18 protein-coding genes are annotated in these 19,395 nt (G+C 72.6%); 10 read left to right on the top strand and 8 right to left on the bottom strand.

All coding sequences use genetic code 11. The features are described from left to right. The first annotated feature begins 131 nt into the window (after positions 1 to 131). The 3 genes from K6T50_RS06235 (at position 132) to K6T50_RS06225 (ending at position 2,281) form a co-directional block, all read left to right on the top strand. Positions 132 to 392, top strand: coding sequence for a hypothetical protein (locus K6T50_RS06235; RefSeq protein WP_222608533.1), 261 nt, complete (start codon positions 132 to 134; stop codon positions 390 to 392). A 75-nt stretch (positions 393 to 467) separates the two neighbouring features. Then, positions 468 to 1,505, top strand: a complete 1,038-nt coding sequence (locus tag K6T50_RS06230) for an ABC transporter ATP-binding protein (protein ID WP_222608532.1) — start codon at positions 468 to 470, stop codon at positions 1,503 to 1,505. Then, positions 1,502 to 2,281: an ABC transporter permease gene (locus K6T50_RS06225; RefSeq protein ID WP_222608531.1), complete on the top strand. Its 780-nt coding sequence runs from the start codon at positions 1,502 to 1,504 to the stop codon at positions 2,279 to 2,281. The genes K6T50_RS06230 and K6T50_RS06225 overlap by 4 nt, the downstream gene beginning before the upstream one ends. Before the next feature lie 54 nt (positions 2,282 to 2,335). Here the strand turns inward: K6T50_RS06225 and K6T50_RS06220 are convergent, their stop codons facing one another. Continuing rightward, on the bottom strand, positions 2,336 to 3,223 hold the full coding sequence (locus tag K6T50_RS06220) for a winged helix-turn-helix domain-containing protein (RefSeq protein WP_222608530.1): 888 nt from the start codon (positions 3,221 to 3,223) through the stop codon (positions 2,336 to 2,338). Positions 3,224 to 3,491: 268 nt separating this feature from the next. Here K6T50_RS06220 and K6T50_RS06215 point away from each other — a divergent pair, with 268 nt between their 5' ends. The 3 genes from K6T50_RS06215 (at position 3,492) to K6T50_RS06205 (ending at position 5,748) form a co-directional block, all read left to right on the top strand. Further along, positions 3,492 to 4,136 (top strand): bifunctional 4-hydroxy-2-oxoglutarate aldolase/2-dehydro-3-deoxy-phosphogluconate aldolase, encoded by a 645-nt coding sequence (locus K6T50_RS06215; RefSeq protein ID WP_222608529.1) that lies wholly within the window; start codon positions 3,492 to 3,494, stop codon positions 4,134 to 4,136. A 41-nt stretch (positions 4,137 to 4,177) separates the two neighbouring features. Further along, positions 4,178 to 4,603: a VOC family protein gene (locus K6T50_RS06210; RefSeq protein ID WP_222608528.1), complete on the top strand. Its 426-nt coding sequence runs from the start codon at positions 4,178 to 4,180 to the stop codon at positions 4,601 to 4,603. A 233-nt stretch (positions 4,604 to 4,836) separates the two neighbouring features. Further along, positions 4,837 to 5,748 carry a DUF4349 domain-containing protein gene (locus tag K6T50_RS06205; protein ID WP_222608527.1) on the top strand — a complete coding sequence of 304 codons (912 nt, stop codon included), beginning with the start codon at positions 4,837 to 4,839 and terminating at the stop codon, positions 5,746 to 5,748. Positions 5,749 to 5,788: 40 nt separating this feature from the next. Here K6T50_RS06205 and K6T50_RS06200 read toward each other — a convergent pair whose 3' ends face one another. Beyond that, on the bottom strand, positions 5,789 to 6,688 hold the full coding sequence (locus K6T50_RS06200) for an inositol monophosphatase family protein (RefSeq protein WP_222608526.1): 900 nt from the start codon (positions 6,686 to 6,688) through the stop codon (positions 5,789 to 5,791). 110 nt (positions 6,689 to 6,798) lie between these two features. Between K6T50_RS06200 and K6T50_RS06195 the strand changes: the two genes are divergently transcribed. The 3 genes from K6T50_RS06195 (at position 6,799) to K6T50_RS06185 (ending at position 11,077) form a co-directional block, all read left to right on the top strand. Beyond that, the gene (locus tag K6T50_RS06195; protein WP_222608525.1) at positions 6,799 to 8,988 is read left to right on the top strand and encodes a S9 family peptidase; all 2,190 of its coding nucleotides are present in this window, start codon (positions 6,799 to 6,801) and stop codon (positions 8,986 to 8,988) included. 53 nt (positions 8,989 to 9,041) lie between these two features. Next, the gene (locus tag K6T50_RS06190) at positions 9,042 to 9,545 is read left to right on the top strand and encodes a macro domain-containing protein (protein WP_222608524.1); all 504 of its coding nucleotides are present in this window, start codon (positions 9,042 to 9,044) and stop codon (positions 9,543 to 9,545) included. Positions 9,546 to 9,652: 107 nt separating this feature from the next. Next, positions 9,653 to 11,077 (top strand): oxidoreductase, encoded by a 1,425-nt coding sequence (locus tag K6T50_RS06185; protein ID WP_222608523.1) that lies wholly within the window; start codon positions 9,653 to 9,655, stop codon positions 11,075 to 11,077. A 68-nt stretch (positions 11,078 to 11,145) separates the two neighbouring features. Here the strand turns inward: K6T50_RS06185 and K6T50_RS06180 are convergent, their stop codons facing one another. Further along, positions 11,146 to 11,979: an ABC transporter permease gene (locus K6T50_RS06180; RefSeq protein WP_222608522.1), complete on the bottom strand. Its 834-nt coding sequence runs from the start codon at positions 11,977 to 11,979 to the stop codon at positions 11,146 to 11,148. 375 nt (positions 11,980 to 12,354) lie between these two features. Between K6T50_RS06180 and K6T50_RS06175 the strand changes: the two genes are divergently transcribed. Further along, entirely contained in the window at positions 12,355 to 13,341 is a 987-nt protein-coding gene (locus K6T50_RS06175; protein ID WP_222608521.1) for an ABC transporter permease, read from the top strand. Here the strand turns inward: K6T50_RS06175 and K6T50_RS06170 are convergent. From K6T50_RS06170 to ribH, 5 genes are all read right to left on the bottom strand, one after another. Beyond that, positions 13,338 to 15,392: a DEAD/DEAH box helicase gene (locus K6T50_RS06170; RefSeq protein WP_222608520.1), complete on the bottom strand. Its 2,055-nt coding sequence runs from the start codon at positions 15,390 to 15,392 to the stop codon at positions 13,338 to 13,340. The two genes, K6T50_RS06175 and K6T50_RS06170, sit on opposite strands and share 4 nt — an antisense overlap. A gap of 90 nt (positions 15,393 to 15,482) precedes the next feature. Further along, positions 15,483 to 16,664, bottom strand: a complete 1,182-nt coding sequence (gene nthA, locus K6T50_RS06165) for a nitrile hydratase subunit alpha (RefSeq protein WP_222608519.1) — start codon at positions 16,662 to 16,664, stop codon at positions 15,483 to 15,485. A gap of 72 nt (positions 16,665 to 16,736) precedes the next feature. Next, entirely contained in the window at positions 16,737 to 17,420 is a 684-nt protein-coding gene (nthB, locus tag K6T50_RS06160) for a nitrile hydratase subunit beta (RefSeq protein WP_222608518.1), read from the bottom strand. Positions 17,421 to 17,782: 362 nt separating this feature from the next. After that, positions 17,783 to 18,967 carry a pyridoxal phosphate-dependent aminotransferase gene (locus K6T50_RS06155; protein WP_222608517.1) on the bottom strand — a complete coding sequence of 395 codons (1,185 nt, stop codon included), beginning with the start codon at positions 18,965 to 18,967 and terminating at the stop codon, positions 17,783 to 17,785. Next, positions 18,964 to 19,392 (bottom strand): 6,7-dimethyl-8-ribityllumazine synthase, encoded by a 429-nt coding sequence (gene ribH, locus K6T50_RS06150; RefSeq protein WP_222608516.1) that lies wholly within the window; start codon positions 19,390 to 19,392, stop codon positions 18,964 to 18,966. Before ribH ends, K6T50_RS06155 begins: the two co-directional genes overlap by 4 nt. Between the last annotated feature and the right edge of the window lie 3 nt (positions 19,393 to 19,395).

Raw genomic sequence — 19,395 nt, 5'->3', positions numbered from 1 at the left:
CGCCACCGACGGGACGACGATCGGGGCGTCCGGCGGCCGGTCGTCGGCTCGGCGGCGGCGATCGGCCCCGGTATTGAGGTCGATACGTTCGGCGACGGAATTATATCCGGAGCATCGACAACCGAACGGGTATGGCGGGGGGACCGATCGAGCCGTGGGCGTCGGCGTCGACGCCGAGGGACGCCGTCCGCGACGCGCTCGCGGGCGAACCCGGCGGGTTCCTCGCGCTCGGGGCGACCCTCTCGCCGGTCGAGGTGCTCCGGGTGTGCCACGAGTGGCTCGTCGCGCTCGGGGTCGACCCGGCGAGCGCCGCTGCGGTCGTCGTCGCCGCCGCGGTCGCGCGCTGGGCCGTCGGCGTCTCGGTGTTCGCGACGCGCACCGTCGAGTGGTAACCCCCGACCCACGGGCCCGACGTCCCGGAGGCGGCCTTCGGCACCCTTACTTCCGCGACGCCCGGACCGGGAGACATGAACGACGCGACGGTCGTCCGCGCCGTCGACGCCCGCAAGTCCTACGACGGGACGGTCGCGCTCGACGGCGTCTCGCTCGACGTCCACGAGGGCGAGGTGTTCGGGCTCATCGGCCCGAACGGCGCGGGGAAGACGACGCTCGTGCGCGCGCTCACGGGCACCGCGAGCGCCGAGGGAACGCTCGAACTGTTCGGCGACCCCGCCGGCGACTCCGACCGCTCGCGCGTCGGCCTGCTCCCGCAGGAGTTCGGCCCGCCCGAGCGACTCACCGCCCGCGAGCTCGTCGCCTACTACGCCGGCCTGTACGACGAGTCCCGCCCCGTCGACGACGTACTCGCGGACGTGGGGCTGGCCGACGACGCCGACGCCGACACCTGGTACGAGAACCTCTCGGGGGGACAGAAACGCCGCGCGTGCGTCGCCACGGCGCTGGTGAACGACCCGGACGTGCTGTTCCTCGACGAGCCGACGACCGGCATCGACCCGGCCGGGCGGCGCGCGCTGTGGGGGCTCATCGAGTCGCTCGCCGACGGCGGCGTCACCGTGTTCCTGACGAGCCACTCCATGGAGGAGGTCGAGCGACTCGCGGATCGCGTCGGGCTGTTGCGCGACGGGGAGCTCGTCGCCGTCGGCACGCCCGCGGAGCTGGTGGCCGACCACGGCGGGCCCGCGCGCCTCGTCGTCGCCGGCCCCGTGGTCGAGGCGGGCGCGGACCCGCTTCGGGAGGCCGGCTTCACGGTCGAGGTCGGCGCCGACGAGCTCGTCCTCGGCGACGTGTCGCCCGCCGACCTGGCGGACGCGGTGGCCGCGCTCGGCGACGCCGGCGTCGGCTACGAGTCGCTCACGTGGACCGAACCGACGCTGGAGGACGTGTACCTGCGGCTCACGGGCGAGGAGTTCGAGGGGGCGGCCACGCCCGGAGCCAGCGCGGTCGAGGGGACGGGCGCCGACGACGCGGCCGCCGCGGGAGAGGAGGCAGCGGGCGGCGCCGCCGGCGACGCCGACCCGGCAGCGACCGCGGAGGCGGACCGATGAGCCGCGTCGGGCGCGTCCGCGCGGAGACGCTGGCGGCGACGCGGTCGTTCCTCCGCCGCCGGACGGCGGTGTTCTTCACGTTCTTCTTCCCGCTGTTGCTCGTGCTCATCTTCGGCGTCCTCGTGCGCACCCAGCCGGGCGGGGGCGGGCTGTTCTCCCGGCCGGACGCGTACTACCTCCCGGGGTATCTCGCGACCGTGGTGCTGTTCACGCCGCTGTCGCGGGTCGGCTCGGAGATCGCCCGCCACCGCGACGGTCACCGCTTCGAGAAGCTGGCGACGACGCCGTTGACGCGCGCCGAGTGGCTGCTGGCGCACACGCTCGTCAACGTCGGCGTCATCGGCGCCGCCTCGCTGCTCGTGTTCGGGCTGGTCGTCCTCGTGACCGGCGCGGCGATCTCGGTGTCGGCGAACCTGCTTCTGCTCGTCCCGTTCGTCGTCGTCGGGGTCGTGCTGTTCTGCGGCGTCGGCGCGATGCTCGGGCGGGTGTCGGACACGCAGGACGGCGTCATCGCCGCCTCGAACTCCGTGGCGTTGCCGCTACTGTTCCTCTCGGACACGTTCGTCTCCCCCGAGTTGCTTCCGGAGTGGTTCCTCCCGGTCGTGAACTTCTCGCCGCTCACGTACTTCTCTCGGGGCGTCCGCGCGGTGACGTTCGCGGTGCCCGACGGCGCCGGACTGTCGGGACTGGGGGCGACGGCGAACCTCGCGATCCTCGCCGCGCTGGCCCTCGTCGCGTTCGCCGTCGGCGCGGTCGCGGTGCCGCGCGGGGAGTAGTCGTGTTCGTGGCGGGCAGAGGAGCCGGTTACAGGGAGGCGCCGGGTCCGTCGGTCATGATTCGGCCGACTCCACCGTCCGCGCCTCGACGATCCGCGCGTCGCCGTCGACCACGATAGAGAGGTGGTCGCCGTCGTACGCGAAGTGGCCGCGGACTCGGATCGGGTCGGCGTCGACCGAGTCGACGGCCCAGTCGATCCGGTCGGTCCACAGGTACTCCGACCAGATGTCGACCCCGCGGGCCGCGAAGAACGCCTGCACCGGCTCCTCGATGCGCAGCGCGGCCGCGAGGTTCGCGTAGACGAACCACGAACACGCCTCGCAGACGACGTGGACGAGCGCGTCGTCGTCGATCATCCCGGTCCCCTCCCAGTGGTCGGCCTCGAACCGGAGGTCGGATACGGCGGTCCCGCCGCAGTACGGGCAGATGCCACGGAGCATGGAGCCGTAGTCGCGGAGGGCCCGCTCGTGCATCGCGTCGAGCAGCGACTCCGGATCCGCGGGGTCGACGTGTCGCGCGTCGACCGGGTAGCGGAACTGGATCTCGCCGCAGTCCGCACAGCCGACGTGCCCCCGGCCCTCCTCGTACCACGCCCTGCGGTCGCCGCCGCAGGTCCGGCACTCACCCGGGACGTCGAACGGCTCGACCGTGACGCTTCCCTCCGATTGATGGGCGATGACGGCCTGATACGCCCGGATCCCCGCGAGCGTCAGGCTGTACCCGGTTTTGGTCTCCTCGACGAACTCGCCGAGCAACTGCTTGAGGTGGTAGGTGAACTTCCCGCTGTCCTCGACGCCCGTCCGCTCCCGCAGGTCGGTGAACGCGAGCGACGCGTACCCGTCCTCGCCGCTGGCGTCGCCGAGGGCCGTGATGATACGCAACCTGATCTCGTCGGACAACAGCTCGAACGTGCGGCGCGACGGGTGCTCGTCTCGACCCACGCTCCGACGAGTTCCCCGAGGGATAAAGGAATTGTCGTGAGGACAGGACCTGCATCCGACCCGGCGACGGCCGGTCGACCGACTCGGCGAGGGCGATGGGTCGCGTCCGACTACCCGACAGGCACGCTTCTCTCGGTTCCCGGGCGCTCGGCCAGTTCGACCTCGACGGCACGCTCGCCGACCTCGCCCTCGCGGCGGACGGTCACCTCGTTCGGGGATCGGTCCCGCAACCCCCGGCTTTATTCTCCGCCGCGAAGTTCACTCGCGTATGAGTTCCACGGACGCGTTCGCAACGATGCGGGAGTCGGGGGTCGTCGCGGTGCTGCGCGGCGCGGAGCCGGAAACCGTCGTCGACACCGCCGAGGCGCTCGTCGCCGGCGGCGTCACCGCCCTGGAGGTCACCGCCGACACCGCCGGCGCGACCGACATGATCGCCACGCTCTCGGCGGAACTGGGCGACGACGCGCTCGTCGGCGCGGGCACCGTCCTCGACAGCGAGACCGCCCGCGCGGCCGTCGCCGCCGGCGCGGAGTTCGTCGTCTCCCCCTCCTTCGACGAGGGCGTCGTGGAGACGTGCAACCGCTACGGCGTGCTGTGCGCGCCGGGCGTGATGACGCCGACGGAGGCCGTCGAGGCGTCCGAGGCCGGCGCCGAGATGGTGAAGGTGTTCCCCGCCAAGACCGTCGGCCCCGACCACGTCGCCGCGCTGAAGGGGCCGCTCGGCCAGCTGGAGATCATGCCCACCGGCGGCGTCTCCCCCGACAACGCCGGCGAGTATATCGAGGCGGGCGCCGTCTGCGTCGGCGCCGGCTCCGCGCTCGTCGACCGCGACCTCGTCGACGCCGGCGACTTCGACGCCATCACCGAGCGCGCCGAGCGGTTCCGCGCGGTGATCGAGGACGCCCGCGAGTAGACGGCGAAGGCTATTCGTCGCCGCCGGCCGTCGGGGCGGCCATGAGTTCCCCCGACGGCATCGTCTTCTTCCGCACCACGAGCCGCGAGCGCGTCGTCGACTGGTACCGCGAGACGGTCGGCTGTGCGGTGTGGCTCGAACAGCCGGGCTGTACGATCCTCGAACGCGGCGACTTCCGGTTCGGGTTCTGCGACGCCGGCGGCGACGGGGACGACGCGAGTGACGGCGGCGCTGACGCCGGGGACGCGGGAGGCGGCGACGCGGACGCCGCGACGGAGACCGAGAGCATCCTCACGTTCGTCTATCCGGACCGCGACGGCGTCGACCGGATGCACGACCGCGTCGGCGACGCCGCCCGAGAGGAGCCGCACGTGAACGAGCGCTACGACATCTACCAGTTCTTCGCCGCCGATCCGGACGGCCGCACGGTGGAGTTCCAGACGTTCCTCCACGACCTGCCGGAGTGAGTTCACCGACGGCGACGCGTCTGTCTTCGGTCGGGAGTCCGATCGGGGGCTGTGCAGGATCCAGCCGTGCCTGCACCGTCACCGGGCCGACGCGCCAGTGGCGAACAGGGCGCCGACCACCGCATCGACAGCGGGCGTCGCTGCATCCCGTCCGTAAGGCCCGCGTACGGAAGGGTCAAACGGCCCTTTGAGCGTACCGAACGGGTATGGGTCCCGCCGCGGTAGGGTGTCGCATGCGACGTGGCTCACTCGCGACGGTCTGTTGTGTCCTCCTCGTCGTCCTCGCCGGCTGTTCGGGCGCGGGCGGCGGCGCCGACGCCGGCGGCGACGGGGCGACGGGCGCGGAGATGCAGGCGGAGGCGACCGGCGCTCCCGAGGCGACGCCGGGACCGGAGGGTGACGATGCCGCCGGCGGCGACGGCGCCGGCGCGAACGTGAACGCGCAGGTATCCGAGCGCCAACTGATCTACGAGGCGACCGTGCAGCTCCGGGTGGACGACTACGACGCCGCCCGCGCGGACCTGACGGCGATGGCCCGCGAGCGCGGCGGCTACGTCGGGAGCTCGCGGACGCAGGTCCGCGGCGAGGGCAACGAGACGTGGACGACCGGGCAGCTCGTGCTCCGCGTCCCCTCGGACAACTACTCGGCCGCGATGGAGGCGATCAACGGGACCGGCGAGGTCCGATCGGTCGAGCAATCCACGCGGGACGTGACCGAACAGATCGTCGACCTGGAGGCGCGCTTGGAGAGTCTCCGTGCGGAGCGCGACCGCCTCCGCGAGCTGTACGACCGGGCGAACGACACCGAGGACGTGCTCGCGGTCCAGCGCGAGCTCTCGGACGTGCAAACGGAGATCGAGCGCACCCAGGCGCGACTCCAGAGCCTCGAACGGCGCGTCGCCTACTCGACGATCACCGTCGAACTCCACGAGCCGCGGCCGGACTACGAGCCGCCGGAGCGAACCGCGTGGCACGAGACGCCGCTGACCGAGGCGTTCCTGGAGTCCGTCAACGGCGTGATCGTCCTCGCGCGCGGCGCGGTCGTGCTCGCGGCGTACGCGCTGCCGTACCTGCTCGTGCTCGCGGTGCCGGTCGTCGGGGTCGCGCTCGGGTACCGGAGCGCGCGCGGCCGGTTCGGCGACTGACGCCGTCGACCGGAGGAGCCACCCGATCGCGGGGTCGTTCTCACTCGCGGACCGATTCCCGGACTGACGCCGGCAGCGCCTCGACCAGCGCCGCGAGCGTCTCCTCGTCGCCGGCGCCGACGTAGTAGCCGTCGACCGACGCCGAGACGACGCCCGCCTCGCTCGCGAGCAGCTCGCCCGCCTCCTGTTCGAACGGGTCGGGATACGCGCAGACGATCCCGGCGATGCTCCCGCGCGCGAGCAGTCCCCAGTCGACGCACGGCGACCACGTCTCCAGCACCCGCTTGCACTGCCCGGACAGCGACCGTCGAACGGTCTCGGCCTCCGCGCGCAGATCCCCGTCGCGGAGGGCCGGCAGCCCGACGACGAGCGAGACGGTCGATCGGTCCAGCGGCCGGTCACGCGGCGTCGCCGTCACCTCCTCCCCGTTCACGGTCGCGCCCGCGCCGCGGACGGCGACGTAGCAGTCGTCGACCAGCGGCTCGTAGATCGCAGCGACGAGCGTCTCGTCGTCCGCTCTTGCCGCGACGGCGCTCGCGATCGACGGGTAGTCGATGGCGTAGTTGTTCGTCCCGTCGAGCGGGTCGACGACCCACTCGACCCGGCCGTCGCCCGAGCGGCCGGACTCCTCGCCGTGAAGCGAGTGCGTCGGGAAGTCCTCGCGGATCCGCTCGAAGACCAGCTCCTCGGCGGCCTCGTCGGCCTCGGCCTTCACGTCGTCCGTGTGGTACTCGCCGACGGTGCCGCCGTCGCGGAAGCGCTCGGCGAGGTAGTCGCCGGCCGCGCGCACCGCCGCCTCCGCCGTCTCGGCGAGCGCCTCCGGCGTCGGCACGCCGGCGCAGTCCCAGGCGCCCGACGCGTCCCGGCCGTCCGCCGTGTCCCGCAACTCCGCGGCGTCGTGGTCGCCGCGGCGTTCGGAGCGGTCGTCCCCGTCGGTCATTGCCGGTAGTGGGTCGCTCCGGCGTTTCAACGCCTCGGTTTCCGGGGAGGGATGCGGCCGCGACGACCGGTTGACGAAGCTATTTCCGACGCCCAACGTCACGACGGGGCATGACGGAGCTCCCGCTTTCCGCCTTCTACGACCTGACGCAGGTCGGCGAGGTCGCGGTCTCGCCGACGGGCGACCGGGTCGCCTTCACGACAATCGAGTACGACGCCGAGGCCGACGAGCCGGTCGGATCGCTGTTCGTCGCGCCCGCCGACGGGAGCCGCGCGCCCCACCGCCTCACCCGCGTGTCGGGCGCCTCCGCCCCCGCGTGGTCGCCCGACGGCGACCGGCTGGCCTTCCTCGCCGCCCGCGACGAGGACGCCGAGCGCCGGGTCGGCCGCGACGACGGGGGCGACGGGGACGGGGACGATGGCGAGAATGGCGACGACGAGAACGGTGAGGACGCCTCGGCCGCCGGCGGCAACGACGACGAGGAGCCGACCCAGCAGGTGTGGTCGTTCGACCTCGCGCTCGGCGGCGACGCGAGCCAGATCACCGACTTCGAGGAGGGCGCCGAGGAGTTCGACTGGGGGCCCGACGGGGAGCGACTCGTCGTCGCCGCACGCGACCCGACGGACGCCGAGAAGGCCTACCTCGACGGCCGCGAGGAGGGCGAGCCGATCGAGACCGAGCGCCTCCAGCACAAGCTCGACGGCGTCGGCTACACCGACACCGTCCGAACCTACCTCCACGTCGTCGACGCCGAGACGGGCGAGGCCGAGCGTCTCGACGACGCCCACGGCGGCGGCGCCTACCAGGAACTGTCGGGCCTCCAGCCCGACTGGGGCGCGACCGACCGCATCGCGTTCACCTCCTGTCGCGAGGACGAACCCGACGACACGCTCGTTCGCGACGTGTTCACGATCGCGCCCGACGGCACCGGGCTCCGGAAGCTGACCGATTCGGACCTCTCGGCGAACGCGCCCGTCTGGTCGCCCGACGGCGACCGTCTCGCGTTCCTCGGCGGCGACCCCGTGAACTGGTGCATCCCGACGCAGGTGTACCTGTACGAGGACGGCGAGTACGCGTCGCTGACGGCGGATCTGGACCGGACGGTCGCCCGGGGCGGCGCGCCGGTCTGGGCCGACGAGGGGACGCTCTACTGCCTGTTCGGTGACGAGGCCCGAACGCGGCTGATGCGCGTCGACGCCGATCCCGTCGCCGGTGACGCAGCGGCCGGCGCCGGCGGCGACGCCGACGGCGGCCGCGCCGCCGAGCGCGTCTTCGAGGCGCAGGGCGACGGCCGCGCGATGGCCGGCTTCGACCTCTCGGCGGACGGCGAGCGCGCCGGCCTCGTCTTCTCGCACCCGAGCGACGGACAGGACGTGTACGCCCTCGATTCGACCGACCTCGACGCCGACGAGGAGGACGAAGCCGAGTCGCTGACGCGGCTCTCCGAGGTCAACGCCGACCTCGTCGACGAGTACGCGATGCCCGAGTCGAGGCGGATCGAGTGGGACAGCGACGGCGAGGCCATCTCGGGGATCGTGTATCACGACCCCGAGGTGGACCTCTCGGACGGCGACCACCCGCTCGTCGTCGCCATCCACGGCGGCCCGATCAGCTACGACGAACCCGTCTTCAGCTTCGACCACGCCGCCCTGACGAGCCGCGGCTACGTCGTCCTCCGGCCGAACTACCGCGGCGGCTCCTCCTACGGCCGGGAGTTCGCCGAGGCGCTGCGCGGCCAGTGGGGCACCCACGAGGTGACCGACATCGCCAACGGCGTCGCCGACGTAGTTGAGCGCGGCTGGGTCGACGAGGACCGCGTGTTCGGCTACGGCTTCTCCTACGGGGGCATCGCGCAGGGGTTCCTGGTCACGCAGGAGCCGGACCTCTTCACCGCCGCCGCGCCCGAACACGGTATCTACGACCTGCGCTCGGCGTACGGCACCGACGACTCGCACGTCTGGATGGAGAACGAGTACGGCCTCCCGTGGGAGAACCCGGAGGGCATCGACGCGTCGTCGTCGATCACGGACATCGGCAACGTCGAGACCCCCCTCCTGGTCACCGCCGGGCAGGAGGACTGGCGGTGTCCCCCGAGCCAGAGCGAACAGCTGTACGTCGCCGCGAGGAAGCAGGGCGTCGACGCGCGCCTGGTCCTCTACGAGGACGAGCACCACGACATCGGCACGCCCGACCGCGCGATCCACCGGCTGGAGGAGCTGACCGCGTGGTACGCCCGTCACGACCCCGCCGTCGACGACCCCGACGCGGACGACCCGCACGGTCGCGGGAACGGGGAGTAGTCGGGGCGTCGCCGTCGGACAGTTCTTTGCCGTTCGACGCGGATCGGACGCACATGGACTTCGAGGTGATTCAGGGCGACATCGCCGACCAGTCCGCCGACGCGCTGGTGAACGCCGCCGGCACGAGCCTCCGGATGGGCAGCGGGGTCGCCGGCGCGCTCCGCCGCACGGGGGGCGAGGAGCTGAACCGGGCCGCGATGGCGAAGGGACCGGTCGACCTGGGCGCCGTCGCCGTCACCGATGCGTTCGCGCTCGACGCCGACTACGTGATCCACGCGGCCGCGATGCCACATTACGGCGACGGGAAGGCGACCGCCGAGAGCGTCCGCGACGCCACCCGCAACGCCCTCGCGGCCGCCGACGAGCGCGGCTGCGAGTCGCTGGTGATCCCGGCGCTCGGCTGCGGCGTCGCGGGGTTCGACCTCCGGGAGGGGGCCCGCCTCATCGCCGAGGAGATCCGCGCGTTCGACCCCGAGTCGCTCCGGGACGTGCGGTTCGTCGCGTACTCGGACGAGGAAGTCGAGACGGTGCGCGAGGCGGTCGGCGCCGACGGCTGACGCCGTCGCCCGCGCGGTGGCGTCGCTGTGGCGTCGTCGTCCGACGGTGTCGCCGCGACGACCGATCGCGTGAACGTTCCCGTTCCTGGCGGTTCGACCGAGCGTTCATGCTCCAGGAGCGCCAGCATTCGTCCGTGCCGGCGCTCACCGAACCGCTCGATGTCGGGGGCGTTACGCTCCCGAACCGGCTCTACCGCGCGCCGCTGCTCGAACACGCGGGCAACGGGCCGGACGCGGTCGAGGCGCTGATCGACGACCTGGAACCGGCCGCAGAGGCAGGGGCCGGGCTCGTCTGCCAGGGCGCCACCATCGTCCGCGCGGCGGGCGGCTGTGCCGCGCCGGGGATGACCCGCGTCCACGACCCGGACTTCGTCGCCGACCTCGAACGCCTCACCGACGCGATCCACGATCACGGCGGCCGGATCGCGATCCAGCTCGAACACGGCGGCCTGCGCTCGATGGAGACGTGGCACCACGGCTTCCGCGAGCGCAACCCGGACCTCGAACAGCTCGCCGTCTCCCGCCCGCCACGCCCCCTCCGCCTGCTCGACCGCCTCGGCTTCCTCCACTACGACGCGCGCGTTCTCACGACCGACGAATGCCACGAACTGGCCGCGGACTTCGGTCGCTCGGCCGCGGCCGCCGTCGACGCCGGCTACGACCTGATCCACCTCGCGGGCGCGAACATGGGCATCATCCACCAGTTCGCCTCGCCCTTTTACAACCGTCGCGACGACGAGTTCGGCGATCCCGCGCGCTTCTTCGAGACGGTGATCGCGGAGATCCGCGACCGCGCCGGCGACGTGCCCGTCATGACGAAGGTGCCCGCCGAGACCGGAGCGCCGCCGGGGATCGCCCGGACGCTGTCGGCCGACGACTGCGTCCGCCTGTGCGATCGGCTCGCCGACGCCGGCTACGACGCGCTCGTGCCCGTCAACGGCTCGGTGTTCTGGGATATGAGCGTGATCCGGGGCGCGTTCCCCGGTCGCTCGTGGCGCGACGAGCGCTTCCGAGCGGGGTACGTCGACGCGTTCGGGTCGCGCCCGCGGGCGGTACTCGTCGCCGCCGCCAACTGGGCCGAGTCGCTGGTCTATTCGCGGGAACCGGCGTGGAACGCCGACCTCTGCCGCCGGGTCCGCGAGCGTGTCGACGTGCCGGTCCTCTGTGAGGGCGGGATCAGAGGCCGGGAGACGATCGACGCCCTGCTCGGCGATGCCTGCGACGCGGTCGGTATGGCCCGCCCGTTCTACGCGGAGCCCGAGTTGCCGGCGCGGCTGCTCCGCGAGGACGCGGCGGCGGACGGCGTCGCGGTCGCCTGCGAGGACTGCAACAACTGCGTCGTCCCGCAGGCGACCGGCGAGCCGGGGGTGTGCCGGACGCCGGCCGTGCTGCGGCGGGTCGGCGAGCGCCGGCGCGACGGCGAGTACGAGCGTGCCGGCGGTGCCGACGGCGGGGAGATCGACCGCGGGACCATCGACAGCGAGAGCGTCGACGGCGGGAGTGTCGGCGACGGGACCGACGCGGACGCCTGAGTCAGGTCGCGAGCAACCAGTTACGCCGGGCGTCCGTGGCGACGTGCTCGCCTTCGGTCGGGTCACCTTCAGTCGGGCCCGCGGAGCGTCGAGGAGCCACGGTCGAGCGCGTCCCGCGCGGCGTCGCCCGCGACGCTCGCCGCGACGGTCGTGAGGACGAGCGCGACCGCCGGGGCCGCGGAGATCCACCACGTCAGCGGGAAGAACTGGTCGACCCCCCGGGCGGCGATCGCCCCCCACGAGAGCAGGTCGAGGTCGGTGAGCTTCATGTACGCAAGCGCCGCCTCGACGAGGATGAGCGCCGGCGCGCGGGCGAACGCGGCGACGACGACAGAGTCGGCGACGTTCGGGAGCACGTACCGCCGCAGCAGTCCCGGGCGGCCGGCACCGGCGACCCGGCCCGCCTCGACGAACGACGACTCCGTGACGCGGATGGTCTCGCTGCGCACGAGCCGCGCGATGCTCCCCCAGCCCAACAGCCCGAACGCGAGCACGAGCAGCCACAGGTGCCGGCCGTACACGTACGCGAGCAGGACGTAGACGACGAACGCCGGGACGGTCTCCTGCACGTCCACGTACCGCATCAGCACGTCGTCGACCCACCCGCGGCTGGAGCCCGCGGCGACGCCGACGGCGGTTCCGAGCGGGACGATGAGCGCGGCAGCGACGACGGCGACCTCCAGGCTGACGCGCGCGCCACGGACCAGCAACACGAGCACGTCGCGGCCGAACGGGTCGGTGCCAAGCGGGTGCGCGAGCGTCCCGTGGCAGCGGTTCTCCACGACCGGCCCGAGACAGTCCGCGGCGACGAACGCGTCGACGGTGAACCCGACCGGGGGGAGGTAGGCGCGCGACGCGTCGCCGAGCGGCTCCGAGACGACGACCGGACCGAGGACGCCCACGGCGGCGAACACCGCGAGGTACGCGGCGGCGACCCCGGCGCCGGTTCGCTCGGCGAACGCCGCGCGGTACCGCTCCCGTCGGGCCGGGTCGCGCGCGCGAACGGCAGGACGACGAGTCGGACGACGCCCACCGACGCGAGCAGGAACAGCCAGTCGGTCGGCGACTGCTCGCCCGGGAGGCCGCCGCCGCCGAGGTCGACCGCCGCCGCGGCCGCGATGATCGCGCCGGCGAGGATCGCGAGCGCGGTGTCGCGACGGCGGACGCCCTCAGTGTCTCGCATCGACGGTGCGTTGCCTGCGCCCCACATAACGGTACCCGATACTGAACAGGCGGTTTCAGCATCGCTTTTGGGGCCGGCCGTCGAGTCGGCGCCCGTGTCCCTCCGTCGCCGGGTCCTCCGTCGGACCGCCTTCGCCGTGCTCACGGTCTATCTCGTCTGTTCGGTCTCGTTCCTGCTGGTGGCGGTCCCCGGCGACCCGAACACCGCGTCGGTCCGCCAGGCGGCCGCGATGGAGGCGACCGGGAACGAGTCCCAGCGCGCCGCCCAGATCGAATCGCAGGTGGAAGCGTACCGCGCCGCGAACAACATCGACGAGCCGCTCCACCAGCGGTACCTCCGCTGGTTCGTCGACATCTCGACGCTGAACTGGGGCGAGGCGCGCAGCGTCCCCGGGAGCGTCACCGATGCCATCGCGCGGGCCACGCCGTACACGCTCGCGTACCTCGTCCCGGGCTTCCTCGTCGGGGCCGCCCTCGGCGTCGCGAGCGGGGTGGGGTCCGCGCTCGCGGGCCGGCGACCGGTCGGCCGGCTCACGTCGACGGCCACCTACCTGCTGTCGGGCGTCCCGAACTTCTATCTCGCGGCGGTGCTGCTCGTCCTCGTCGGCTCGGCGTTCGGCTGGGACGCCACCGGCTGGGAACCGGGACCGTGGCCGGCGAAGTACTGGCTCCGCATGGCCCTGCCGGCCGCCGTGACGGCCACCGGGACGCTCGCGGCCGCCCACCGCCACGCGCGGGCGAACGCGCTCGCCCGCCGGACCGAGGACTACGTCGCGCACGTTATCGCCACGGGTGCGGGCCCGGTCGACACGGCCAGGCATCTGCTCCGTCCCGCCGCGGTGCCGCTGCTCACGCTGCTGTACGGCGACCTCCTCGCCGCGCTCGTCGTCACCGTCTACGTCGTCGAGTACGCGTTCGGCATTCCCGGGTTCGGCGCGCTGAGCTACGGCGCCATCCGGGCGCGGGACGTCCCGCTGGTGCTCGGCACCACGTTCGTCATCGTGCTCGTCGGGGTCGCCGGGTCGTGGGCCCAGGACGTGCTCCACGCGGTGCTCGACCCGCGTGTCCGCGAGGACGACTAGGTCTCCTCCGCTTCTTCCGCTTCCTCCTTCTCCGCGGACGACACGAGCCGCTTCCGCGCCGACGCGAACGCCGGCATGTCGACGCCGACCACCTCCGCGATGGCGTCGGCCGCGCCCAGCAGCCACTCGGCGCGCTCGATCCGCGACTCAAGGTCGCCGGGGCCGATGCGGTACGCCGCCACCAGCTCCTCGACGCTCGCGCCGTCAACCCACTCGGTCAGGACGCGGGCGGTCTTCACCGACTCCAGCCACCCCTCGAAGTCCTCGGCCTCCATCATTCCGGTCGTCAGCTCCGCCGAGCGCGTGCGGGCGAACTGGTAGATCTCGGCGCGCTCGGCGTTGCCGAGGTAGGTGTCGACCATGTCGGGCGTGTCACAGACGATCTCGAAGGCCGTCAGCTCCGTCACCGCTTCGGGGTCCATCCTCTCGACCGTCTCCAGCCCCTCGACGATCCGCACGCCGGTGTCGGGGGTGACGTACTGTCTGGACACCTGCTCGCCCAGCGGCGTCGCCTCGATCCCGGCGTCACCGTCCGCGGCCGTCGGGGCCAGCAGGCCGTCGTCGATGAGGCTCGCGATCGCGTCGCCGACGACCCCGCCGAGGTTCGGGTTCGACGTGCGCGACGCGTAGAAGGTTCCGCCGAGGGCGTCGAGCACCTCCGTCTGCGAGCCGGCGATCCCCGTGGCGACGAGCGAGAGCGTGTGCGTGCGCAGCGCCGCGGGGTCCCGGAGTTTCGACTCGACCCGTTCGGGGTCGGCGGTGACGTACCGCTCCCACAGCCCCTCGCGTTCGCCCCCGTCCTCGGCGACGAGCACCGCCTCGCCGTACGGGTCGAGGTGCGGTCGGCCCGCCCGGCCGCACATCTGGTGGACCTCCAGCACGGGCAGCCACTCGGTCCCCTCGCCGGTGTAGCGCCGCTGGTCGCGCACGATCACCCGCCGGGCGGGGACGTTCACCCCGGCGGCGAGCGTCGGCGTCGCGCAGATGACCGACAGCTTCCGATCGCGGAACGACCGCTCGACGAGCGCGCGGTGGTCCGAGGAGAGCCCGGCGTGGTGGAACGCGACCCCGCGTTCGGCCGTCTCCGCGAGCCGTTCGCCCGTCTCGGTGCCGTCGGCCTCGCGAAGCTCGTCGGCGACCGCGGCGGCCGTCGTCTCGCGATTATCGACAGCGTCGTCGCCCTCATCGCCACCGTCCCCGTCGCCGCCGCGGTCGACGCCGTCGGCGACCGCCGGAAGGCGCTCCTCGCTCAGCCGCTCGGCCAGGCGTTCGGCCTCCCGCCGGGAGGCGACGAACGCCAGCGCCTGCCCGCCGTCGGCGACGGCCCCGCGGACGAGTTCGGCGGTCGCCTCGGTGTCAGCGTCGCTCGCGGGGTCGCCGGCGTCGACAGGCACCGACAGGGAACTGCCGTCGTCGAACTCGACGGTCCCGTCGGCGTGGACGCCCACCCGGAGGTCCACCGGTCGCCACGTCGACTCCACCAGCTCGGCGTCGAGCCACGCCGCGATGTCCTCCGGGTTGTCGACGGTCGCCGACAGCGCGACGATCTGCACCTCGGGCGCGCGCCTGCGGAGCGTCGCCAGGGTGACCTCCAGCGTCGGGCCGCGGCCGGGCGAGCCGAGCAGGTGCACCTCGTCGACGACGACGCACGCGAGGTCGTCGACCCACTCGGCGCCGTTGCGGATGGCAGAGTCGACCTTTTCACTGGTGGCGACGATCACGTCGTTTTCGGCCAGGTCGCCGGCGGCCGAGTCGTAATCGCCCGTCGAGATGCCCGCGTCGACGCCCGGGAGCGCGTCGAACTCCTCGTACTTCTCGCGGGCGAGTGCGCGCAGCGGGCAGACGTACAGCCCCGGTCCGTCGGCCGTCAGCAGGGCCAACTCGGCGACGAACGTCTTGCCGGAGGCGGTCGGCACCGCCGCGACGACGTTGTCGCCGTCACAGACGCCGGCCTCCACGGCCGCGACCTGCGGCGGGTACAGCTCCGCGATCCCCTCCCGCTCGAAGTGTTCGACGTACTCGGGGGCCAGCGGGAGGTCGGCGACGCGCATTCGATGCCGGTGCTGGGTCCCTCTCGGATATAAACCTCCGTCCGGGACGGTCGAAATCCGGGGGAGGTCTCCCCGGCGACGACGAGCGGTTCAGTGCCCGTGTTCGTTCCCGTGCTGATGGCCGTGATCGTCACCGTCCCCGTGGTGGTGATGCGCGCCGTCGGCGTGTCCATCGGGAAGCCGGTCGGCGTGGGCGTGCGGGTCGCCCTCGACGAACTCGTGGGCGTTGCGCTCGCCGCCGGCGAAGGCGCTCGCGCGGGCCGCGAACGCGTCGGCGTCGACGACGTCGCGGTCGGTCAGGAACCGTTCGAGGGCGGCGAGCCACGCGCCGTAGTAGTCGGCGTCGCTCCCGTCCTCGACGCCGGGGGTCGCGTCCAACTCGGCGACCAACTCCGACTGGAAGTCGTCCCACGTGCGGCCGGGGTCGTCCTCGTCGGTGAGCGCGACCGCGAGCGCGAACGACCGCGCCATCCACGGCTCCGCGAACGTCGGGCCGTCGGCGTCGGCGCGCGGGACCGGTTTCCCCGCGGTGTCGACCTCGGCGGTCGCGTCCGTGCCCGCCGCCTCCGGCCCCGCGTTCGCGCCGCCGGCGTCGGCCGCCCGTGCGCCCCCGTCGGAGGCGATGGCGCCGCCGTCGCCGAGGCGTTCGACGCCGATCATCGCGTTGCGGGAGACGAGCTCCGCGAGATCGGCCTCGTCCATGTCCTCGGTTCCCTCGGGACGCTGCGGGAGGACCATGTAGCGCACCTCGGAGTTGGAGTCCCACACCTCCACGTCCACGGAGTCGTCCAGGTCCGTGTCGAACTCCTCGCGCAACAGCGCGCGGGGCTCGTCCACGACGCGCGAGCGGTACGCCGGCGACTTGTACCACGTCGGCGGCAGGCCCAGCACGGCCCACGGGTAACACGAGCAGAGGGTACAGACGACGACGTTGTGGGTGTCCGCGGTGTTCTCGATCACTCGGAGCTCCATCACCTCGTCGTTCACGGAGATGTCGAGGTCGGCGACTGCCTCGATGCCGTCCTCCAAGAGCCACTCGCGGTACTCGGGGTCGGTCCACGCGCGGGCGACGACCCGGGCGCCGTTCATCGGACCCACGTCGCCCTCGTATGTCGCGATCACCTCGTCGACGGCGTCGGTGCTCAAGATTCCCTGCTCCGTCAGCAGCGACTGGAGGGCGCGGGCCCTGGACTGTGGGTCGATCCCGTCTCGAAGTTCGGGATCGGGGTGGGACGGCGGGTCCGGATCGGTCGCGTCGCGGTCGTCGGTCATGTGACGTGGTGACGCGTGTAGGGGCTTAGGCGTTCGCCTCGAACCGGGCCGCGGCCGGCGGGACCGGACCGGTCAGGCCTCGGTCAGGTACGGTTCCCACAGCTCGATGTGCAGCCCGTCGGCGTCGGTGCAGCCCTCGCCCCACAGCTCCTCGGCGTCGAACCGGACGTTGTAGAGCTGTTCGGAGCGCTCGTCGTCGCCCCCCTCGCGGGCGTTCTCGTCGGGATAGACGTGGGCGCCGCGGTCGGCAACGACCTCGCCCTCGGCGCCGCGGACGTAGCGCGGACACCGTGTGTGTCCCGCGGGGTGCCGTTTGCGGACGTGGACGCGGTCGCCGACGGCGAACGCCGGGTCGCCGTCGCCGCGGCGGCTCAGGTACTTCTCGCGGGTCCCCTCCAGCAGCGCGGGCAGGCGGTCGGGGTCGGTCTCGTCCGGCACCTCGGCTTCGCCCGCCGCGAACGCCTCCGCGCGCTCGCGGAGTTCGTCGGCGTCGACGACGCCCGCCTCGACGAACAGCGTCTCGATGGCGCCCAGCCAGCGCTCGTAGTAGGGGACCGTCAGGTAGCGCTCGGGGTCGTCGCCCTCCACCGTGTACCGGAAGCGGTCGAGTTCGAACGTGTCGGAGCCGAGGCCGGTGATGTACAGCGACTGGACGACACCCTCCCACTCGTGGTGAAACGGGCTGGCGTCGTCGGGCTGGTCCGGCGGGAGGTCGCGGTAGGAGTCCATCCCGCCGAGGTCGTGGATCCCGTCCATGATCGGACGTTGGCGTGGCTGTTGGTAAAGTCTTGGTAGGATATGGCACGCTCATCGTCGATCCGGGTTCCGAGTCGGCCGGCGTCGCGAACACGTCGACCGTGACCGCGAAAGCCCCCGCGGCTGTGCGCTCGGTGCGGCCGCTGCGCTCCTCGGCTCGCTTCGCTCGCCTTGCGGTGCTTGTCGGTCCGCGCCGTCACGCACAGCCGCGGCCCCTTTCAGTCCCACCCCTGGCCTGGACGGGCGTCGTCGCTCGGCGGTCGGACGGGCAGTATCGAACCCGGACTCCCGCGAGAAGCCGCGGCGGGGAGTCGGTGTCTTCTTGTCTCGTCTCGTCGTCGGCCGGTCGACCGGTCACTTCCTCAGTCGTCGCCGAGCAGGCCCGCGTCGAAGAGGCGCTGCATGCCCTCCTTCAGGCGGTCCTCGCTGGCGGCGTAGCTGATCCGGGCGTAGCCGGGCGCGCCGAAGGCGGAGCCGGGAACCGTGGCGACGTGGGCCTCCTGGATCGCCTCCTCGGCCCACGCGGAGTCGTCCTCGTCGACGGGCAGCATCATGTAGAACGCGCCGTCGGGCACCGTCACGTCGACACCGTGGTCGTCGAACAACTCGACGAGCATGTCGCGGCGGGACTCGAAGGCCGCGCGCATCTCCTCGACGGACTCGTCGGTGTTGCGCAGGGCCTCGATCCCAGCACGCTGGACGAAGTTCGTCGCACACGAGACGGAGTGGCTGTGGAGCTTCCCCGCCTGCGAGATCAGGTCGCCCTGCGCGTGCAGGTAGCCGAGGCGCCACCCGGTCATCGAGTACGCCTTCGAGAAGCCGTTGATCGTGACCGTGCGGTCGGCCATCCCGTCGAGGCTCGCGAGGCTGGTCTGCTCGACGCCGTAGACGATCTCGTCGTAGATCTCGTCGGAGATCACGGCGAAGTCGTGCTCGACGGCGAGGTCGCGCACGCCTTCGAGGCCCTCATCGGAGTAGACGGCGCCGGTCGGGTTCGACGGGGAGTTGACGATCAGGAGTTCCGTGTCGTCCGACACTGTCGCCGCGAGATCGTCGATCCCGTCCGCCAGCGAGAAGTCGTGGGGCGCGAGATCGACCCGAGCGAGGTCGCCGCCGGCGAGCTTCACCATCGCCTCGTAGGACACCCACGCGGGATCGAGCAGCACCACTTCGTCCCCGTCGTCGACGAGCGTCTGGACCGTCTCGTACAGCGCCTGCTTCGCGCCGGGCGTGACGATCACGTCGTCGGCGTTGGCGTCGACGTCGTCCGCGCGGAGCTTCTCGGCGATGGCCTCCTTCAGCTCGGGGACGCCGTTCGAGGAGGTGTAGCCCGTGTGGCCGGCGTCCATCGCGTCCTTGCCGGCCTCGACGACGTTCTCGGGCGTGGGGAAGTCGGGCGCGCCGACCGACAGGTCGACCACGTCGTGGCCGGCCTCCTCCAGCTCGTTCGCGGCGTTGGAGATCGCCAGCGTCGCCGACGGCTCCACCCGACCGACGCGCTCGGCGAAGTCGTAGGCGAACTCGTCGCCGGCCTCCCGCTCGCTCATGCGGCCACCTCCGCGGCGGGGAGCCCCTCCGCGAGATCCACGGCGGCGCTGGCGGCCTCGGCGCCCTTGTCGGCGCGCTCGCGAGCTTCAGCCCCGGACTGGCCCGGCCCCGACACCCCGAAGGTGACGGGCGTGTCGCGGTCGAGGCTCACGTCGACGAGCTTCGTCGCGACGGCCTGGCCGATCACCTGGTCGTGGTCGGTGTCGCCGGCGACGATGGTGCCGACGACGGCGACGGCGTCGATGTCGTCGCGGCGGGCGAGCCGGTCGGCCGCCAGCGGCGCGTCGTAGGCGCCGGGGACGTCGACGGTCTCGGCGACGGCGGCGCCGCGCTCGGCGACCGCGTCGCGGGCGGACTCCTCCATGGCCTCGGCGATGGACGCGTAGTAGCGCGCGACCACGAGGCCGAGTGTCGTCTCGGTCATTGA

The organism is Halobaculum magnesiiphilum (genome assembly GCF_019823105.1).
Taxonomy (GTDB): Archaea; Halobacteriota; Halobacteria; order Halobacteriales; family Haloferacaceae; genus Halobaculum; species Halobaculum magnesiiphilum.
Note: the sequence above shows the minus strand (reverse complement) of the source record. Positions and strands in the feature narration are given on the sequence as shown.

Coding starts and splice junctions, on each gene's coding strand:
- K6T50_RS06155 (WP_222608517.1), bottom strand. CDS start 18,967: ATGAGCGAGCGGGAGGCCGGCGACGAGTTCGCCTACGACTTCGCCGAG.
- K6T50_RS06190 (WP_222608524.1), top strand. CDS start 9,042: ATGGACTTCGAGGTGATTCAGGGCGACATCGCCGACCAGTCCGCCGAC.
- K6T50_RS06170 (WP_222608520.1), bottom strand. CDS start 15,392: ATGCGCGTCGCCGACCTCCCGCTGGCCCCCGAGTACGTCGAACACTTC.
- K6T50_RS06215 (WP_222608529.1), top strand. CDS start 3,492: ATGAGTTCCACGGACGCGTTCGCAACGATGCGGGAGTCGGGGGTCGTC.
- nthA (WP_222608519.1), bottom strand. CDS start 16,664: ATGACCGACGACCGCGACGCGACCGATCCGGACCCGCCGTCCCACCCC.
- nthB (WP_222608518.1), bottom strand. CDS start 17,420: ATGGACGGGATCCACGACCTCGGCGGGATGGACTCCTACCGCGACCTC.
- K6T50_RS06200 (WP_222608526.1), bottom strand. CDS start 6,688: ATGACCGACGGGGACGACCGCTCCGAACGCCGCGGCGACCACGACGCC.
- K6T50_RS06210 (WP_222608528.1), top strand. CDS start 4,178: ATGAGTTCCCCCGACGGCATCGTCTTCTTCCGCACCACGAGCCGCGAG.
- K6T50_RS06230 (WP_222608532.1), top strand. CDS start 468: ATGAACGACGCGACGGTCGTCCGCGCCGTCGACGCCCGCAAGTCCTAC.
- ribH (WP_222608516.1), bottom strand. CDS start 19,392: ATGACCGAGACGACACTCGGCCTCGTGGTCGCGCGCTACTACGCGTCC.
- K6T50_RS06205 (WP_222608527.1), top strand. CDS start 4,837: ATGCGACGTGGCTCACTCGCGACGGTCTGTTGTGTCCTCCTCGTCGTC.
- K6T50_RS06185 (WP_222608523.1), top strand. CDS start 9,653: ATGCTCCAGGAGCGCCAGCATTCGTCCGTGCCGGCGCTCACCGAACCG.
- K6T50_RS06235 (WP_222608533.1), top strand. CDS start 132: ATGGCGGGGGGACCGATCGAGCCGTGGGCGTCGGCGTCGACGCCGAGG.
- K6T50_RS06195 (WP_222608525.1), top strand. CDS start 6,799: ATGACGGAGCTCCCGCTTTCCGCCTTCTACGACCTGACGCAGGTCGGC.
- K6T50_RS06225 (WP_222608531.1), top strand. CDS start 1,502: ATGAGCCGCGTCGGGCGCGTCCGCGCGGAGACGCTGGCGGCGACGCGG.